Here is a 17,714-nt window from a genome sequence, read left to right as displayed (position 1 = left end):
ACTGGGGGCATGCCGACACACGGTTCCACCGGGGTCCGGGGCGGCCCCGGCCACCGCGCCGACGAGCCGGACCGCCGCGCTTGGGTCGCCCCGCTGATCGGGACCCTCGCGATGTTCCCGATGACGCTGTTCCTGCTCGCGCTCGTGACGATGTCGCCGACGGCGTGCGAGTCGTGCGACGCGCGGGAGGCCGTGCGGTTCGCGGACAGCCTTGAGGCCGCGGTGATCGTGGCGATGGCGGTCGGGGCGGTGGCGTGGGTGCTGGTGCTGACGGCGTGGGTGATGCCGCCCCTGCGGCGGCTGCGGGCCCGGCGGGTTCTTCTGGTGGTTGCCGCGCCGCTGGTCGCGGCGGGGGGATATCCGCTGTTCGACGCGGTGTTGGCGTGGCCCTAGCGGGGGCTCGGCGGCGCCCCGGCGGGTGTTCGGCCCGCCTGGGCGGGCCCGTCGGCGGCCCGGCCGGTCACGGGCCGGTGGCTCCGTCGATCCGTTCGCGCAGCAGGTCCGCGTGGCCGTTGTGGCGCGCGTACTCCTCGATGATGTGGAGGAGGATCCAGCGCAGCGACACCTGACGGGTGCCCCCCAGCAGCGGGGCCGCCGCCTCGGGCATCGTCCCGCAGTCGTCGAGTGACGCCCCCGCGATCGCCTCGCGGCCCCGGGCGATCTCGGCCCGCCACGCGTTCAGGGCCTCCTCGATGCCGCGTTCCGGGGTCAGCGCGAAACCGTCCGGGCCGGCGTCCTCGAACACCGGCGGCGCGTCCTGGCCGGGCCACACCCGCTGGAACCAGTTGCGTTCGACCTCCGCGAGATGCTGGACCAGACCGAGCAGCGTCATCGACGACGGCGGGGCCGAGGGCTCCCGCAACTGCGCGTCGTCCAGCCCCGCGCACTTGATCGCGACGGTCTCACGGTGGAAGTCCAGCCACGCCTCCATCAGTTCCCGTTCACCGGCCTGCGGAGGGGGTACGGTCCGTCCGTTCAAGGTGATCGCCATGGCCGTCACACTGGCACGGAGGCCGTACCCCGACAAGATGAGTACGACGGCTCAGGCGACGGCGCCGTCCCCGGGGCTTGACTGGACCCATGCCGCCGAACACCGCCGCCGAACCCGTCGAACGGGACCCGCGCGCCCGGCTCGCGCCGCTCCCGGACGCAGCCCCCGCACCCACCGGGCCGGACCCGCGCGCCTGGGTCGCGCCACTGCTTTCCTCGCTGGTCACGGTCCCCTTGATACTGGTCTCGCTGTTCTTCGCCGGACTCTCCCAGATGGCCTGCGGCGCGTGCACGGAGGCCGAACTCGACCGTTTCGACCCGAGCTTCGGGACGGCGTTCGACGTCTTCCGGTACGGGCTTCTCGTACCGGCGGCGCTGCTGCTGGCGTCCTGGTTCCTGCCGTGGCGACGGCGTCATGCCGCCACCCGCATCGTCCTCGCGGTCCTCGCGCCGTTCACGGTGGCGGGCCCGGTCCTCGCGTTCGCCGGGCTGGTCGACTGGCCCTGACCGGGGCGGGACGGGGACGGGCCACTCGCGCGGGCCGTTCCCGGGTTCCGGGGCCTGCCCGGCGGGTGCGTGGGACACCGGGCGTGTGCCGTCCCGGAGTCCGGTGAGGGCCGGGCGGATGTCGGTGCGGCTGGGTACCCTCGACGGCGATGACGCCAGAGACCGACGTACCGCAGGCCGCCGCGGCCCCGCAGCCGGACCTCGCCGCGCGGGCGGAGCGCCACCGGGGCGAGCTGCGGGTGCACTGCTACCGGATGGTGGGCTCGTACAGCGACGCCGAGGACCTCGTGCAGGAGACGCTGATCCGCGCGTGGCGCAAACGGGAGCAGCTCACCGACCCGGAGCGGCTGCGCGCCTGGCTGTACCGGATCGCCACCCGGGTCTGTCTGGACTTCCTCGGCGGTCCCGCGCGGTCCCGGGAGGTCGTGACGGCCGACTCGGTGATCGCCGAGGTGCGGTGGCTGGAGCCGTACCCGGACAGCCTGCTCGACGGGGCGATCGCACGCGAGACGATCGAGCTGGCGTACCTCGCGGCGATCCAGCATCTGCCGCCGCGCCAGCGGGCCGTGCTGATCCTGCGGGACGTGCTCGGGTTCCCCGCCGAGGAGACGGCGACGGCCCTGGAGATGTCGGTCGCGGCGGTGAAGAGCGGTCTCCAGCGGGCCCGCGCGACCCTGCGGACCCGGCTGCCGGAACGCCGCGCCGACTGGGGACCGGCGACCGGACCGAGCGCGGCGGAACGCGAGACGCTCCGCGCCTACGTCCGTGCCTCGCAGCGCGCCGATCTGTCGGCGCTGACCGCGCTGCTGCGCGCGGACGCGCGGCAGACGATGCCGCCCGCGTCGCTGGTCTACGAGGGCCGTGCGGCGATCCTCGACCTGTGGGGGCCCGTCCTGGAGGGGTCCGCGCGCTGGGGCGAGTGGCGTTCCGTGGAGATCACGGTGAACCGCCAGCCCGGCGCCGTGAACTACGTACGGGCCCCGCGGGACGACGTGTTCCGCGCCGTGAACATCGATGTGCTGCGGATCGAGGACGGGCTCGTCGCGGAGATCACGACGTTCGGCCCGGAGATCCTGCCCGCGCTGGAACTGCCGCTGACCATGTGACCGGCGTCACGCCGTCCGGACCGATTCCTTCCGTGCGCCGGCCCCCGTCACAGGGGCGTCGGTACATCGGCGGGCCCCGGGAAGCGGGTGTCCCGCCCCTACGGAGGAGCGGCACCCATGAAGGACTACGAGCGTCTCATCGGCACCTGGAACGTCACCGGCGGCGCGGAGGGCACCGTCACCTACCGCTGGCTGGAGGGCCGCCACTTCCTCGCCCAGGACATCTCCCTGACCCAGTACGGGCAGCCGGTCACCGGTGTCGAGATGATCGGCCGGCTCAAGCCGTTCGGCGCCGAGGAGCCCGGCGAGGACGTCCACTCGCGGTACTACGACAGCCAGGGCAACACCTTCGACTACGTCTACGAGTTGGCGGGCGACACGCTCACCATCTGGGGCGGCGAGAAGGGCTCCCCCGCCTACTTCCGGGGCACGTTCGACGCCGAGGGGAACGTCCTCGACGGCGCGTGGGTGTACCCCGGGGGTGGCGGCTACGCGTCCACGATGACGCGCGCGGACGGCTGAACGGCCAGCCTGAGCAGTGCTGTTCGCGGTCGTGCGCGGCGGCGGAGGTGTAGCGGGATACACCCCGGAGAGGGGAGCGGGCCGGGTGGGACGGGCGGCCCGGGGCCGGGAGAGTGGGGAGCACGGCGACAGCACCGGACCTCCCGGCGCCCGGCCGCAGTCCCAGGAGGCCCGAGTGATCCCCACGAGCAGTCCGGACCGGCCGAACGCAGGCCGGTCGGGTGCAGGCCGGCCCGGTGCAGGTCGGTCCGGTGCCGGTCGGCCCGACGGCGACCGGTCCGGTGAGGACGGGGCCGGTGCCGTTCGGTTCGGTGAGTACGGGTCCGGTGCTGGCCGGTCCGGTGAGTACGGGTCTGCCGGCGTCCGGCCCGGGGCTGTCGCGCCGGGTGCCGCCCCCGCGCGGCGGCCGGTCCGCAGCGGTCTGGTCCTGGCCCTGGCCGCGGCGGCGGTGCTGGGGACGGTGTCGGCCGCCCCGGCCGTGTCCGCCGAACGGGGGGCGGGCGCGGGGACGGTCACGGCCCAGGCCCGGCCGCCCCACACCGGCCACACCGGCCACGCGTACGGCACGGGCACGGGTCACGCCGACGGCATAGGCGCAGCAGTGGGCACAGGCGCGACAGAGGGCACCGGCGGCACAAGCCACCCGTACGGCTCGGACCGCGCGGTGCTCGCCGGGCTGGACCGCCACGCCCACCCGCTGCGCGCCACCGCCCCCGGTGACCAGCGTCCGGCCGGGGACCTGGCCGCGCTCGCCCGGATGACCCGGGACGCGGAGATCATCGGGTTCGGCGAGGTCACCCATGGCTCGAAGGAGGTGTTCGACGTCCGGGAGCGGCTGTTCCGGTACCTCGCCACCCGGCCCGGTGACGCGGCCGTCACGACCTTCGCGCTGGAGCAGCCCTGGTCGACGGGTGTCCGCCTGGACACCTGGGTGCGCACCGGTGAGGGCGATCTGCGGACGATCATGCGCGAGGAGTTCCAGAGCGATTACACGTCCTGGCGGACCGAGGAGTTCCATCGTCTGTTCAGCTGGATGCGGGAGTACAACCGCACCCATGACCGGCAGTTGCGGGTGATGGGCAACGACATCGGGGACATCGGCCGCGAGCAGTACGCGCGCGTCCTCGGCTGGGCCGAGCGCCATCGCCCCGCCCTGCTGCCCGTACTGCGCGAGCGGTACGCGCAGTTGCTCGCCCTCCCGGCGGGCCGGGACGCCCGTATGAAGGCCCTCACCGGACTCCCGCCCGCGCAGCGCCGGTCCTTGGCGGCCGACGCCCAGGCCGCGCACCGGCTCCTCAGCGGCACCGGGACCGGGACCGGGACCGGAACGGGGTCGAAGCCGGGGAGGGTGCCCGCCCGGGTGGTCCAGGAGGCCCTCGTCATCTCGCAGATGGCGACCATGTACTCCCTGGACGGCGCCGAACTGCACCGCTTCCGCGACGACTCGATGGCGCGGAACACCGTGTGGTGGCAGCGCGGCACCGGGGAGCGGGTGCTGGCCGCCGCGCACAACGGCCATCTCGCCTACCGGTCGGCGTGGCCCCAGCAGTACCCGGTGACCCAGGGCGCGGCCCTGCGCGACCTCGTCGGTGACGACTACGTCGCCATCGGCACCTCCGTCCACAGCGCCGGATTCCTCGCCCGGCCCGAGACGGGCGGCGACCGGCGCGAGGTCTTCGACACGGGCGCGGCGCACCCCGGGAGCAATGAGCACACGCTCGACCGGGTCCGGCACCGTGACTTCGTCATCGACCTGCGCGGGACGACCGGCGACCGGGCGACCGCCGCCTGGCTCGCCGCCCCCCGGCCCACGTTCCTCGTCCCGGCGACCTACGTCCCGTCGGTCATGCGCGAGCCGCAGAGCCTGGCGGAGGGGTACGACGTGATCGTCCACCTGCACCGCGCGGAGGCGGCGACCCCGTTCGACTGACCGGACACCGGACACCGGGACCGGGCCCTTGGACCGGAACCGGCCCCCGGAACCGGCCCCCGGAACCGGAACCGGCCCCCGGAACGGACAGCGGGCCCCCGGCTGCCGGACAGCCGGGGGCCCGCCGCTCACGGACGCACCGCGGGGTCAGCCACCGGTCGGCGCCGTCCCGCCACCCGCCCCGTCCGTACCGCCTTCGAGATCGCCCTCCGTCTCCAGGAAGACCTCGCGCAGGGCCTCCAGGGTCGCCGCGTCCGGCTTCGCCCACAGGCCCCGGGACTCGGCTTCGAGGAGGCGTTCCGTGATGCCGTGCAGGGCCCAGGGGTTGGCCTCCTGGAGGAACGCGCGGTTCACCGGGTCGAGGACGTACGTCTGGGTGAGCTTGTCGTACATCCAGTCGGCGATGACGCCGGTGGTGGCGTCGTAGCCGAAGAGGTAGTCCACCGTCGCGGCCAGCTCGAAGGCGCCCTTGTAACCGTGGCGGCGCATCGCCTCGATCCACTTGGGGTTGACCACCCGGGCCCGGAAGACCCGGGAGGTCTCCTCGACCAGGGTGCGGGTGCGGACCGTCTCGGGGCGGGTGGAGTCCCCGATGTACGCCTCGGGGGCCGTGCCCCGCAGCGCGCGGACGGTGGCGACCATGCCTCCGTGGTACTGGAAGTAGTCGTCGGAGTCCGCGATGTCGTGCTCACGGGTGTCCGTGTTCTTCGCGGCGACGGCGATCCGCTTGTACGCGGTCTCCATCTCCTCCCGGGCCGGACGGCCGTCCAGCTCACGCCCGTACGCGTAGCCGCCCCACACCGTGTAGACCTCCGCGAGATCGGCGTCGGTGCGCCAGTCACGGGAGTCGATGAGCTGGAGCAGACCGGCGCCGTACGTGCCCGGGCGGGAGCCGAAGATACGGGTGGTGGCGCGGCGTTCGTCGCCGTGGACCGCGAGGTCGGCCTGGGCGTGCGCGCGGACGTGGTTGACCCCGGCGGGCTCGTCGAGTCCCGCGACCAGCCGGACCGCGTCGTCCAGCAGCCCGATGACATGCGGGAACGCGTCACGGAAGAAGCCGGAGATACGCAGCGTCACATCGATACGGGGACGGCCCAGTTCGTCGGCGGGGACCGCCTCCAGACCGGTGACCCGGCGCGACGCGTCGTCCCACACCGGGCGCACCCCGAGCAGGGCCATCGCCTCGGCCACGTCGTCGCCCGCGGTGCGCATCGCGCTGGTGCCCCACAGGGACAGCCCGACGGACGTGGGCCAGTCGCCGTTGTCCTCGCGGTAGCGGGTGAGCAGGGAGTCCGCGAGGGCCTGGCCGGTCTCCCACGCGAGGCGGGACGGGACGGCCTTGGGGTCGACGGAGTAGAAGTTGCGGCCGGTCGGCAGGACGTTGACCAGTCCGCGCAGCGGCGAGCCCGACGGGCCCGCCGGGACGAAGCCGCCGTTCAGGGCGTGCACGGCGTGGTCGAGTTCGTTGACGGTGCCCGCGAGCCGGGGCACCACCTCGGCCGCCGCGAAGTCCAGCACCCGGGCCACGTCGTCGCCGTGCCCGGCCGCCACGCCCGCGACCGCCGCCGGGTCCCAGTCGGCCGCCTCCATCGCGGTGACCAGGGCGCGGGCCGTGGCCTCCGCCTCGTCGGCGGTGGTCCGGGTCGCCGCGGACTCGTCGAGGCCGAGGGCCTCCCGCAGTCCGGGCAGGGCCGTGGTGCCGCCCCAGATCTGCCGGGCGCGCAGGATCGCGAGGACCAGGTTCACCCGGTCGTCGCCCGCCGGGGGCGCGCCGAGGACATGCAGTCCGTCACGGATCTGCGCGTCCTTGACCTCGCAGAGCCAGCCGTCGACATGCAGCAGGAAGTCGTCGAAGCCGTCGTCGTCGGGCCGGTTCTCCAGCCCCAGGTCGTGGTCGAGGCGGGCCGCCTGGATCAGCGTCCAGATCTGCGCGCGGATCGCGGGCAGCTTCGCCGGGTCCATGGAGGAGATCTGCGCGTACTCGTCCAGCAGCTGTTCCAGCCGGGCGATGTCGCCGTACGAGTCGGCGCGGGCCATCGGCGGCACGAGGTGGTCGATCAGGGTGGCGTGCACCCGGCGCTTGGCCTGGGTGCCCTCGCCCGGGTCGTTCACCAGGAACGGGTACACCAGGGGCAGATCACCCAGCGCGGCGTCCGGGGCGCACGCGGCGGACAGTCCCGCGTTCTTGCCGGGCAGCCACTCCAGGTTGCCGTGCTTGCCGAGGTGGACCATCGCGTCGGCGCCGAAACCGCCGTCCGCGCGGGACGCGGAGATCCAGCGGTACGCGGCCAGATAGTGGTGCGAGGGCGGCAGATCGGGGTCGTGGTAGATCGCGATGGGGTTCTCGCCGAAGCCGCGCGGCGGCTGGATGAGGATCAGCAGGTTCTCGCGGCGCAGCGCCGCGAGGACGATGTCCCCGTCCGGGTTGTGGGTACGGTCCACGAACATCTCGCCGGGCGGCGGCCCCCAGTGCCGCTCGACCGCCTCCCGCAGCTCCCCGGGCAGTGTCGCGAACCAGCGGCGGTAGTCGGCCGCCGGGATGCGCACCGGGTTCGCCGCGAGCTGCTGCTCGGTGAGCCAGTCCTGGTCGTGGCCGCCCGCGTCGATCAGCGCGCGGATCAGCTCGTCGCCGTCGCCGGAGACCAGGCCGGGGAGCTCGTCCAGGGGCCCGAAGTCGTAGCCCTCGGCGCGCAGCCTGCGCAGCAGCGCGACCGCGCTCGCGGGGGTGTCGAGGCCGACGGCGTTGCCGATCCGGGAGTGCTTGGTCGGGTACGCGGAGAGCACCAGCGCGAGGCGCTTGTCCGCGGCCGGGATGTACCGCAGCCGCGCGTGCCGTACGGCGGTCCCGGCGACCCGCGCCGCGCGCTCGGGGTCCGCGACGTACGCGGGGAGCCCGTCCTTGTCGATCTCCTTGAACGAGAACGGGACGGTGATGAGGCGCCCGTCGAACTCCGGTACGGCGATCTGGCTCGCCGCGTCCAGCGGGGAGACGCCCTCGTCGTTCGCGGCCCAGTCGGCGCGCGAGGAGGTCAGGCACAGGGCCTGGAGCACGGGGACGTCCAGGCCGGTCAGCGCGCCCGCGTCCCACGACTCGTCGTCGCCGCCCGCCGATGCCTCGGCCGGGCGGGTGCCACCGGCCGCGAGCACCGTCGTGACGATCACGTCGGCCGCGCGCAGCTCGTCGATCAGCTCCGGCTCGGGGGCGCGCAGCGACGCGACGTACAGCGGCAGGGGCCGCCCGCCCGCGTTCTCGACGGCGTCGCAGAGCGCGGCGACGAAGGACGTGTTGCCGCTCATGTGGTGGGCGCGGTAGTAGAGCACGGCGACGGTCGGGACGATGCCGTCCGCCGCCGGGGCCGTCCGGCCGGGGGTGCGCTCCAGGGGCCCCCAGGTGGGGGCGGGCGCCGGGGCGTCGAAGCCGTGGCCCGTCAGCAGGACTGTGTCGGACAGGAAGCGGGCGAGCTGCGCGAGGTTGGCGGGGCCGCCGTGCGCGAGATACGCGTGCGCCTCGGCGGCGAGGCCGACCGGGACGGTGGAGGCCGCCATCAGCTGGGCGTCGGGGGCCTGCTCACCGCTGAGCACGACCACGGGCAGCCCCGTGCCCGTCACCCGGTCCAGCCCCTCCTGCCAGGCACGGACCCCGCCGAGCAGCCGGACGACGACGAGCCCGGCCCCGTCGAGCAGCGCGGGCAGATCGTCCAGCGGAAGCCGCGAGGGATTCGCGAAGCGGTACGGGACGGGGGTGTCCGCGTGGTTCGCGGCGCGGGCACTGAGCAGGTCCGTGTCGGACGTGGACAGCAGGAGGATGTGCGGGGCGCGGCCGACGGGGTTCCCGTCACCGACGGGCCCTCCGGCAACGGGCCCTCCGGTGACGGGCCCTTCGGCAACGGGCCTTCCGGTGACGGGCTCTCCGGTGCCGGGGTTCTCGGCGGCGGAGTTGTCGGTGACGGGGTTCTCGTCGGCGGGGCGGTCTTCGGCGGGGTTCGGCATGCGGCGTCGGCCTTCCTCGGGGTGTCCGCGCCCCGGGCGGTGTTCGGACGGCGGGAGTTCCTGGCTCGGCCGGCCCTGGAGCCGGCGGTCACAGTGGCGGGACCGCGCCGGATTCGAACCGGCTTCCTCCCCTGATGCCGTCGGGTGACGGTCACGGACCGGGTGATCCGCGATTACCTCATGGTATGCGGGGTTTGTTTGGGCCCTTTGTGGTCTTTATGGGTTCTTGGGTACGGGTGGGTGGGTCCTGTGCGTGGCCGTACTTGTACCCTGTGCCGGTCGCCTTCGCTTGCGCCTTCGAGATCTGTCCGGCTGGGCGTACTCGTTCCTGAGCCGTCGCTCGTGCGGCTCCGCATAGTTCGCCGCGTCTCTTCAGGGCACGAATGCGTCCGGGCGTCCTTCCGTTCCTGTGCCGATGTGGCTCAGGATGGCCCGCAGATCGTCTTCGTCCATGCCCGCCGCCGTGGCGGGTTCGTCTTCAGGGTCTCCGAGCTTCCGGACAGCCGGGTCGTCAAGGATTCTCCCCAGGAACTCCAGCTTCTCCGCCAGCCGCAGCGCGACCACTTCGTCGATAGTGCCCGCGGAGGCCAGGATGGTGATCCGTGTTTCCGTGTCCGGAGCGAGCCCCAGGCGGTGGATGCGGTCCAGGCTCTGCATATACCGCCCGGCCTGGAAGTCACGGTCGACATAGACCGCGTCGTGGCACACCTGGTGCAGGCTGATTCCCTCGCCGAGCGTTGCCGGGTTGGAGAGCAGCACAGCGCAGTCCGGGTCTTCACGGAACCGGCGGATCTGCTCCTCCCGATCGGGCGTCCCGCCGTGCACCACCGCCGGCTGGAACCCCTGGAGCAGTGACTCAAGCGTCGTGAGGCTTCGGACGAATCCCGCCCACACCAGGGTTTTCCGGCCCTCGGCGGCGTTGGCGGCGACGATGGAGAGCACCTCCCCGTACTTCGGCGGGATCTCGTACTCCGTCAGACGGCGCAGCAGAGCGGACAGCGGGCCTGACTCGGGCACCTCCAGCGGCGGTACCCGGATGTCGAGCGGCTCGTAGCGGCTGGTTCCCGCTACGAGCAGTGCCGGGCTGGTCGCCGCCATAAGCATGCGGAGAGCTGACTTGCCCAGGGAGTCGATGTCGGAACGTACCGCCTCGGCGCGTGCTGAGAACTGTCCCGCCATGGCGTCGTAGATCTCCCGGTGCAATGACGGCATGGGGATCATGCGCATCCGGGTCCGGACAGGTGGGAGCCCCAGTTCGTGCTTGGTCGTCCGGGTGTACAGGGGTCGCAGGACCCGGCTCGCGTCCGCGAGACTGCCCCCGTCGACCGCCTGTCTGACTACTCTGCGGCCATGGCCCGGCCAGACGAAGGACAGCAGGTTCTCCATGTCCTTGGCGCCGTTGGGTGCCGGGGTCCCGGTGAGGATCATGCGGGTGCGGCTGAGCGGCCCCAGCGCGAGACACGCCGCCCCGTACACTCCGGCGCCTCCCAGTTTCATCCGGTGGGCCTCGTCGAGGACGAGCATGGCCGGACCTGCTTTCAGCCATTCTGAGAGCGCGGCCAAAGAGCGGTCGAGCCGCTCGTAGTTGACGATCAGCAGGTCCGCGGCGGTGGACGGATGTTTCTCCATGACCCTGACGTCGAGCGGCTCCGCGAAGCAGAGCCCGGATTCCTCCTGCCACGCCTCGTAGGCCGACTTCGGGCTCACCACGAGAAGCCGGGAGACATGCTTCCGCTCTCTGAGCGCGGCGAAGACCGCGAGCGCCACACGGGTCTTGCCGGCGCCGGGCACACTGAAGTTGGCGCCATGCCCGATGGCGAGCAGCCGGGCGGCATCGCGCCGCTGGAACGCGGTGAGATCCCCCCGCCATGAGGCACCCAGCAAGGAGAGCACGTCATCCGCGTCAGCCGAACCGCCCGGCGTCTGCCCGCTGAGGAGCTGTTCAGCGGCTTCCGCGGTGTCGAGCAGTTCCCCGACCAGGGCGCTGAAGGAGTCCTCCCAGACGACGCCTTCGGGGTGGGGCCATGTCCCGAGCTCCGAGATACCCGCGACGAAACCGTCGACCGGGATGGCGGCGGACAGCCAATCGGTCATCCTGCCGCTGGGAAAGCGCGCCAGCATCTGGGCGAGGGCAGCCCGGTACTCGGGCGCCGCGCGCAGCACAGCCTGTGTACGCGTGGCGTCGAAGCCGAGCTCCAGACTGACCGGTGCGGACACTAGTCGTCCTTCTCCATCGCGGAGATCAGCCAGGCGACGCCGTCACCTGGATTCTTGACGGTCCGCCCGGACTCGCGGGCCAGCTTCGTCAGGGCCTTCCTGAGCACGACGACGGCATCGTCGAAGCCCTCTTCGTCCAGGCTGCGGGAAGCGCGGGACATGACCAGGTCAGTCACGCACTGTTCGATGGACTGGCAGGCGTCGGCGAGCCGTGCGGGAGCGGCCTGCTTCCGCTTGCGCACCCGGTTGTCCCGGCCGGCCCGGTCGATGGCGCCGTCCATGGCCTTCTTGATGTCATCCAGCTGCCCGGCGAACTTGGCCACCTCCTCCGACGGCACGACCTGGGACGCCGAGGCTTCGGCGACGGCACGGGCCTGGAGCACGGTGTCGGTGAGGGTCTTGGCGGCCGCCAGCTTGAGGGACGGGCCCCTCACCGAGCGGCCGAGCCCCGGGATCGCCACGCCCTCCTGTTTGGCGGGGGCGGGGAGAAGGCCCTCCGGGAGAGTGGACTCCAGATACCTCACCCCGAAGTCCGGCTCGATATGCCGGACGTCGGTCTTCGAGAACCCGAGCATGATGGCGGACATCCGCGACTCCAGCAGCAGATCCGCATTCTCGGGATTGGCCGCGTAAGCCTTGGCGTAGGCCCGTTGCAGCTCCCGCAGCTTCTCCGCGTCGTTCTCGAAGGCGACCAGCGGCAGTCGTACCCCCGCCTTGGCGCTCCGCTCGATCATCGCTTCCACGCACGAGTAGACCCACTGGTCCTGCTCACACCTGGCGACCGTCGTACGGAACGTCGCGGCGATCACCGGCAGCGGTGTGCCCTGCTTCACCAGCTCCTGGACCGCCAGCAGACGGTTGATGTACGAGTAATCCCGGCGGTGTTCCTTGCGGAGCTGGAGCGATAGCTCCACCTTGGCAATGTCGCCCCAGTCGCAGGATTCCGGCAGGACGGCGACCCGCATCTCCGTCGTGGGACCGAAGAGGTCCATCAGAGCGGCGCGGCGGGTGTTGCCGTTGACCAGTACACCGTCCCAGGTCACCAGGCCCGGGTCGCTCTGGCCGTACTCCTGGAGGCTCTCCTTCAGCGCGGTGAACTCCGGGTCCACCCGGGACGGTGCCGAGGGCAGTGCCTTGAGCAGGGTTCCGAGATACTCCTGGCCAGCCGGGCTCCACGGGTCCTCTTCGAGCTGCGCTTCCCGCACGGGGTCGTAGCTGCGCTGGGCGCGGACCCGGTGAGTGCCCGGGTTGTAGTAGAGGTCCCCCACGGGGAGCTGAATCACGTCGAGGTGGGTGGGCTGCCCGCGCCACTCGATGGTCAGACGCTCCTGAGGGCCGCTTTTCGCCGCGGCCTCGTCGAGCCGTCGTGCGACCGTGCCGCGGTTATCGTCCGCCCGGCCCGGCCGGCCGTAGTCCTTTGTCATGTGGCGCTCCTCCTGCCGGTCCCCCGGGCACTGGTCATCTTCTCCCGCCGGCTGGGGCGGCTCACCGGTCCCATGACTCAGTCCAGTCCCATTTCGGCACGAAGCTCTGTCCGGGAGGTCTCCGGCAGGGAGCGGTAGTCGCCCCAGAGCCGCTCAACCCGGCTGAACTCCCGCTCGTCCGCAGTGATCCAGCCCGCCAGCACTCTGCGTTCAATCGGGCTCAGGCCCGCCGCGGCCGCCAGGACCCTCGACAGATCGGCTTCCAGGCTCCGGCCGCCGATCCGGCACCGGTTGCACTCCGTAACCAGCTCTACGCGCTTGGTGCCGTCGGGCTTCCGGACAGGGCGACGCGCGATATCCAGCTGCGCGGTCTCGCCGGTGTCGCTGTACTCCCCGCCGGGGGTGATCCCGCACGACCTGCACATATAGCCGTCAGCGGCGATGACCTCCCGCCGGCGGTTGGCGCCGATCGCGGTCGTGCCCTTCGGCCGGGCGCTGCGCCCCGGCTCCCATACCGGGATGCCGGCCTTGACGAAGCGCTGCTGGTGGGAGTCCAGTTCCGGGTCGTCCCTGTTTGTGTCGATTCGCCACTCGAAGTCCCGTAGGTCCCGCATCCGCCGGTCCACCTGGGAGACGCCTGGGAACGCGTCCCTGAGGTCGGCCTTGGTGAACTCGTTGCCCTCGCCCACGACAGCGATCAGCCAGAGGGCGACGCGCTTCATGGTCCCGAGGGCGGAGTCCTGCCAGGAAGGAACCTGGGCCATGGCTTTCACCCTTTCTCGACGGCGGAACGGGTGCGCCGCTCCGGTGCGGGCAGCGGGAATCACCCACGTGCAGCCCGAAGGGCACACCCGGCCCCATTTCTAGCACAAGCCCGTATGTATTCACCAGACTCCGCTTCCCTACATTTCAGGTAGGGAAGCGGAGTCTGGTGAATAATCCTCTTTGCGGTCTTTGTGTGTCCGTCCTGGACTGACGGATTCCGCTTCTTGTTACAGAAAAACTTCGGTCTAAACCCCGATCCGAGTTCCATGGACAGGGTGAAGGCTCTAGGGTCGGTCCTTAAGCCGACCTCCGTGCCATATGTGCCGAGCCCTGCCGTTGGCGGGCTCGGCGTGTTCAGTGCGAGGTCTAAGCGGTTGTGTCCATGTCAGAGAAATGTGTCCACGTCGGGAAAGGGGAGGGTGTGTCATGCCTGCTATGGGTCAGATCGGCGGGACGCCGCCGTCGGACAGTACGGTCGAGCTCCGGGAATTCACGGAGGCGATCCGGGAGGTCTACCGGTCGTTCGGGCCGGTTTCCATGGGAGTCATCAGCAAGTGGATCGGGGTTTCGGAGGCGTCCCTGTCGCACTACGTGAACGGCCGCAGGTTTCCCACCGACGAGACCCTGGGTGTGATGCACTCCCTCGCGGTGGAGGGCTGGAAGCGGCAGGGGCTGCCGCCGGTGCACACGCTGGACGACCTTCACCGCTTGCGTCACCTGGCCCGGTGCGGCCGCTGCCGCTGCGTGCCCGCGCGCGGCGGGGACGGCGCACTCCCTGCCCAGCGGGACCGGCGCAACAGCGAGCGTTTCCGTGGGCGCGAGGAGGGCGGGTGTGGCGGCCCGGTCGCGGTCGCCGCCGACAGGGACCGGCGCAACAGCGGGCGGCGGCACAGTGTCGGCACAGCGGCGTTCGTGGCCGCCCTCAATGAAAGCACCGGCGGCGAACGGCTCACGATCTTGTGGGCTATGGGAGTCGAGATGCCGCCGGGGGAAGCCGCCGCAGCGCTCCAGGCGCTCGCCGAATCCCGCCTCGACGAGGAATGCGACGTTCTCCTCGAAAGCCTCGAATCGCATGGAAAGGACATCAAGGTTATTTGTCGGGAAATTCTGAAGGCGGCGACGTCAGGGTGAAGCCGGAGTTGCCGGAAGGAAGGGAGTCGCAATCCGTGCTCTCCGTCGCCAACGGAACCGGCGTGATCATCCTGCGTGGATGTGTGGGATACCATTCTTCGGTCGGCTGACTCGCCGGAGCGGTGAATCGGAACAGTGAAATCGCCGTCCAGTCGAGTATGGCCATTACGCCTGCCCGCAATCCCCTGGAAGAGGCACCTTGGAGTTTTTGGCGCGCCGCGAGTGCGGCGGCAATCCAGCGTACTCCGCGCTGGAAGAAAAGACGGAGAGCTCGTCGGCCCTTGCTTTTGCCGGCCGGACCGACCGAGCTCTCCGCAGGAACGGCCTCACGGATATACACGCATCAGCAAGGAGTCCCTACATGAAGGGTAATCGGCCCCGCGCCGTCCCCGCCAACCCCCGCACCCGTGCCATCCGCGCGCAGCAGCATCAGCTCGCGGTCGGTACCGGACACCGGGCGCCGCGGCCCGCACCGCCGCGCCGTACCCGCTGGGCCGCCCCGGCTCCCCGGGCTCCCCGGGCCATCGGCGTGGTCAGGGGCAGCCTGAGCCGCCGCCGGGCCCGCCCGGCGGGACTCGCTGACGTCAAGCAGGCGCTCCTGGCCGCCAGCTTGCGGCTCGGCCACTTCGGCGTGCGCCTCTGGATGCCTGACCTCTGGTAATCCGCCACAGTTCCTCGGTCCGCCGGCCGCCCCAAAGGGCGGCCGGCGCGCCTCTACCCGAGGACATCCCATGGGCGCGGGGAACTGCGCAAACCCACCGAGCGACCTGTGCGGGAACAAGTAGGCCCAGCCCCGAGTACCCAGGGGCGCGGGGAACTGCGCGAAAACGACGAGCGACGGCACAGAAACAAGTCCGCCCAGCCCCGAGTACCCAGGGGCGCGAGGAACCGCGCACCCACGAACGACCCGCACAGGAACAAGTGCGCCCACCCGGACAGACCCCAAAAGCGCAAGCGAAGGCGACCCGCACGGGAGATACGACAAGAACACCGCAGGTCTATGCTCGCGGGCGTGGCGAACAGCGTGGCGAACACGGACACCCCGGGCCGACGCACGGAGGACGGAGAGCACGCCGCGGGCGAGCAGCGCGCGGCGGACGTGCGGACCCCCGGCGACGGGGGCGACGCCTGCCCCGGCGCACTCCGTCTGCACCTCGCCGACGACGGCCCCCTCGCCAGGATCCGTATCCCCGGCGGAGTCCTCACCACCGCCCAGACGGAAGCCCTGGCCCACGCCGCCCACCACCTCGGCGACGGCGAACTGCACCTCACCTCACGCGGCAACGTCCAGCTACGGGCCCTCCGCACGGAGACCTGCGGAGCCGACCTGGCCACCGCGCTGCACACCGCCGGCCTCCTGCCCTCCGCGACCCACGAACGCGTACGGAACATCGTCGCGTCCCCGCTGTCCGGCCTCGACGGACAGGGCCACCGCGACCTGGCCCCGTGGCTCCACGCCCTCGACACCCTGCTCTGCGCCAGCGCCCCCGCCGCGCACCTGTCGGGCCGGTTCCTGTTCGCCCTGGACGACGGCCGCGGGGACATGGCGTCCCTGGAACCCGACATCACCCTCGTGGCCGGACCGCGCGCCACCGCGACCGTCACGATCGGCGGGACCACGCTCACCGTGCCGGCCGACGACGCCCCCCGCATCGCCGTGTACGCCGCGGAGGCGTTCGTCGCGGCGGCCCGGAACGCCGGGGCGGACCGCGTCTGGCGGCTGGCGGACCTCCCCGGCGGCCCCGAAGCGGTCCGCGCGCTGGCCCGCGAGGTGGCCCACCGCCCGGACGTCACCGCGACGCTCACCGACAGCGCCACGGTGACGCCCACGGACCCGGCCGATGCCACCGCGACCGCCATCAAGGCCAAGGCGACCCCCACCCCCGGCGCGTTCCCCGGAGGCGTGTCCGTCGCCGTCCCCCTGGGCCGCTTCACCCCCGCCCAATGGACGGCCGTACGGCACATCGCGGCCCGCACAGGGCTCGGCGTCCGCCTGACCCCCTGGCGCGGCGCGGTCCTCCCCGGCGCGACCCCCGCCGACCTCATGGCGCTCGCCGCCACCGGACTCGTGACGGAGCCCGGCTCCCCATGGACCGGGGTCACCGCGTGCATAGGCCGTCCCGGCTGCGCCAAGTCACTGGCGGACGTCAGGTCCGACGCGCGGACAGCCGTCCACCGGACCCACGTACCGGTCCAGCCCCCGGCCCACGTACCGGCCCAGCACCCGGCCGACGGACAGGCCGAACCCCCCGTCCACTGGTCCGGCTGTGCGCGCCGCTGCGGGCGCCCCCGGGGTGACCGGGTCGACGTCGTCGCCGTCGTCGGCGGTTACGAGGTCACCGCCGTACGCGCGGGCAAGGCCGGCCGTACGACCTCGGTGACGGGAACCTCATCGCTCGCGGCTACCGTGGCGGCGGCACGCACCGGAACATGAGCAAGTGAGCGAGAACAGAGTGTTCGACTACGAGAAGGACGGGGCGGAGATCTACCGCCGGTCCTTTGCCACCATCCGCGCCGAGGCGGACCTCACGGGCCTGCCCGACGATGTCGGCAGGGTCGCGGTCCGGATGATCCACGCCTGCGGCATGGTCGACCTGGTCCGTGACCTCGCCCATTCCCCGGCCGTGGTGGCCCGCGCGCGCGAGGCGCTCCGGGCCGGCGCGCCGATCCTGTGCGACGCCACGATGGTGGCGAGCGGGGTGACCCGCAAGCGGCTGCCCGCCGCGAACGAGGTGATCTGCACCCTGTCCGACCCGGCCGTGCCGGACCTCGCCGCCCGCCTCGGCACCACCCGCAGCGCCGCCGCGCTGGAACTGTGGCGGGACCGCCTCGACGGCGCGGTCGTCGCCGTCGGCAACGCCCCCACCGCGCTGTTCCGGCTGCTGGAGATGATCGAGGAGGGCGCGCCCCGCCCGGCCGCGGTGATCGGTGTGCCGGTCGGGTTCATCGGCGCCGCGGAGTCCAAGGACGAGCTGGCCGCCCACCCGTCGGGCCTGGAGTACCTGGTGGTGCGGGGCCGCCGGGGCGGCAGCGCGATGGCCGCCGCCGCGCTCAACGCCATCGCCAGCGAGGAGGAGTGAGCGTGCACCAGAGCGGCACGGAACGGCCGACGGAACCGTCGTCGGAACCGCC

Annotated in this window: 14 protein-coding genes and 1 riboswitch; of the genes, 9 read left to right on the top strand and 5 right to left on the bottom strand. The window is 72.1% G+C overall.

The genetic code is table 11. From position 1 onward, the window contains the following. The first annotated feature begins 9 nt into the window (after positions 1 to 9). Complete coding sequence (locus tag OG711_RS19070) at positions 10 to 393, top strand: hypothetical protein (RefSeq protein ID WP_329559860.1); 384 nt, start codon at positions 10 to 12, stop codon at positions 391 to 393. A gap of 67 nt (positions 394 to 460) precedes the next feature. Here the strand turns inward: OG711_RS19070 and OG711_RS19065 are convergent, their stop codons facing one another. Further along, positions 461 to 991 (bottom strand): DinB family protein, encoded by a 531-nt coding sequence (locus OG711_RS19065; RefSeq protein ID WP_329559859.1) that lies wholly within the window; start codon positions 989 to 991, stop codon positions 461 to 463. 89 nt (positions 992 to 1,080) lie between these two features. Here OG711_RS19065 and OG711_RS19060 point away from each other — a divergent pair, with 89 nt between their 5' ends. The 4 genes from OG711_RS19060 (at position 1,081) to OG711_RS19045 (ending at position 5,055) form a co-directional block, all read left to right on the top strand. Then, positions 1,081 to 1,497 (top strand): hypothetical protein, encoded by a 417-nt coding sequence (locus OG711_RS19060; protein ID WP_245876577.1) that lies wholly within the window; start codon positions 1,081 to 1,083, stop codon positions 1,495 to 1,497. 149 nt (positions 1,498 to 1,646) lie between these two features. Further along, complete coding sequence (locus OG711_RS19055) at positions 1,647 to 2,603, top strand: RNA polymerase subunit sigma-70 (RefSeq protein ID WP_329559858.1); 957 nt, start codon at positions 1,647 to 1,649, stop codon at positions 2,601 to 2,603. A gap of 117 nt (positions 2,604 to 2,720) precedes the next feature. Beyond that, positions 2,721 to 3,125 carry a hypothetical protein gene (locus OG711_RS19050; protein ID WP_073782977.1) on the top strand — a complete coding sequence of 135 codons (405 nt, stop codon included), beginning with the start codon at positions 2,721 to 2,723 and terminating at the stop codon, positions 3,123 to 3,125. 460 nt (positions 3,126 to 3,585) lie between these two features. Beyond that, the gene (locus OG711_RS19045) at positions 3,586 to 5,055 is read left to right on the top strand and encodes an erythromycin esterase family protein (protein WP_329559857.1); all 1,470 of its coding nucleotides are present in this window, start codon (positions 3,586 to 3,588) and stop codon (positions 5,053 to 5,055) included. 147 nt (positions 5,056 to 5,202) lie between these two features. On the opposite strand, the gene cobN is transcribed toward OG711_RS19045, so the two are convergent. The 4 genes from cobN to OG711_RS19025 form a co-directional block, all read right to left on the bottom strand. Continuing rightward, positions 5,203 to 9,045 (bottom strand): cobaltochelatase subunit CobN, encoded by a 3,843-nt coding sequence (cobN, locus tag OG711_RS19040; protein WP_329559856.1) that lies wholly within the window; start codon positions 9,043 to 9,045, stop codon positions 5,203 to 5,205. 54 nt (positions 9,046 to 9,099) lie between these two features. Then, positions 9,100 to 9,174: riboswitch (cobalamin riboswitch) on the bottom strand. Between the two features lie 243 nt (positions 9,175 to 9,417). After that, positions 9,418 to 11,262, bottom strand: coding sequence for a DEAD/DEAH box helicase (locus OG711_RS19035; protein ID WP_329559855.1), 1,845 nt, complete (start codon positions 11,260 to 11,262; stop codon positions 9,418 to 9,420). After that, a complete protein-coding gene (locus OG711_RS19030) occupies positions 11,262 to 12,686 on the bottom strand; it encodes a ParB N-terminal domain-containing protein (protein WP_329559854.1) in 1,425 nt (474 codons plus the stop codon). Before OG711_RS19030 ends, OG711_RS19035 begins: the two co-directional genes overlap by 1 nt. Before the next feature lie 77 nt (positions 12,687 to 12,763). Then, a complete protein-coding gene (locus OG711_RS19025; protein WP_266509668.1) occupies positions 12,764 to 13,450 on the bottom strand; it encodes a hypothetical protein in 687 nt (228 codons plus the stop codon). Positions 13,451 to 13,886: 436 nt separating this feature from the next. On the opposite strand from OG711_RS19025, the gene OG711_RS19020 reads away from it, so the two are divergent. The 4 genes from OG711_RS19020 (at position 13,887) to OG711_RS19005 (ending at position 17,662) form a co-directional block, all read left to right on the top strand. Next, a complete protein-coding gene (locus OG711_RS19020) occupies positions 13,887 to 14,582 on the top strand; it encodes a hypothetical protein (protein WP_329559853.1) in 696 nt (231 codons plus the stop codon). Positions 14,583 to 14,943: 361 nt separating this feature from the next. After that, positions 14,944 to 15,243, top strand: coding sequence for a hypothetical protein (locus OG711_RS19015; protein WP_329559852.1), 300 nt, complete (start codon positions 14,944 to 14,946; stop codon positions 15,241 to 15,243). A gap of 351 nt (positions 15,244 to 15,594) precedes the next feature. After that, positions 15,595 to 17,016, top strand: coding sequence for a cobalamin biosynthesis protein CobG (locus tag OG711_RS19010; protein WP_329559851.1), 1,422 nt, complete (start codon positions 15,595 to 15,597; stop codon positions 17,014 to 17,016). A 4-nt stretch (positions 17,017 to 17,020) separates the two neighbouring features. Continuing rightward, positions 17,021 to 17,662 carry a precorrin-8X methylmutase gene (locus OG711_RS19005; protein WP_266509660.1) on the top strand — a complete coding sequence of 214 codons (642 nt, stop codon included), beginning with the start codon at positions 17,021 to 17,023 and terminating at the stop codon, positions 17,660 to 17,662. Positions 17,663 to 17,714 lie beyond the last annotated feature (52 nt).

The sequence above is a fragment of the Streptomyces uncialis genome, assembly GCF_036250755.1.
GTDB classification, from domain to species: domain Bacteria; phylum Actinomycetota; class Actinomycetes; order Streptomycetales; family Streptomycetaceae; genus Streptomyces; species Streptomyces uncialis.
Note: the sequence above shows the minus strand (reverse complement) of the source record. Positions and strands in the feature narration are given on the sequence as shown.

What these genes read in the sequence shown, in the direction of transcription:
- OG711_RS19055 (WP_329559858.1), top strand. Translation starts at nt 1,647, where the DNA reads ATGACGCCAGAGACCGACGTACCGCAGGCCGCCGCGGCCCCGCAGCCG.
- cobN (WP_329559856.1), bottom strand. Translation starts at nt 9,045, where the DNA reads ATGCCGAACCCCGCCGAAGACCGCCCCGCCGACGAGAACCCCGTCACC.
- OG711_RS19060 (WP_245876577.1), top strand. Translation starts at nt 1,081, where the DNA reads ATGCCGCCGAACACCGCCGCCGAACCCGTCGAACGGGACCCGCGCGCC.
- OG711_RS19025 (WP_266509668.1), bottom strand. Translation starts at nt 13,450, where the DNA reads ATGGCCCAGGTTCCTTCCTGGCAGGACTCCGCCCTCGGGACCATGAAG.
- OG711_RS19065 (WP_329559859.1), bottom strand. Translation starts at nt 991, where the DNA reads ATGGCGATCACCTTGAACGGACGGACCGTACCCCCTCCGCAGGCCGGT.
- OG711_RS19020 (WP_329559853.1), top strand. Translation starts at nt 13,887, where the DNA reads ATGGGTCAGATCGGCGGGACGCCGCCGTCGGACAGTACGGTCGAGCTC.
- OG711_RS19015 (WP_329559852.1), top strand. Translation starts at nt 14,944, where the DNA reads ATGAAGGGTAATCGGCCCCGCGCCGTCCCCGCCAACCCCCGCACCCGT.
- OG711_RS19070 (WP_329559860.1), top strand. Translation starts at nt 10, where the DNA reads ATGCCGACACACGGTTCCACCGGGGTCCGGGGCGGCCCCGGCCACCGC.
- OG711_RS19030 (WP_329559854.1), bottom strand. Translation starts at nt 12,686, where the DNA reads ATGACAAAGGACTACGGCCGGCCGGGCCGGGCGGACGATAACCGCGGC.
- OG711_RS19050 (WP_073782977.1), top strand. Translation starts at nt 2,721, where the DNA reads ATGAAGGACTACGAGCGTCTCATCGGCACCTGGAACGTCACCGGCGGC.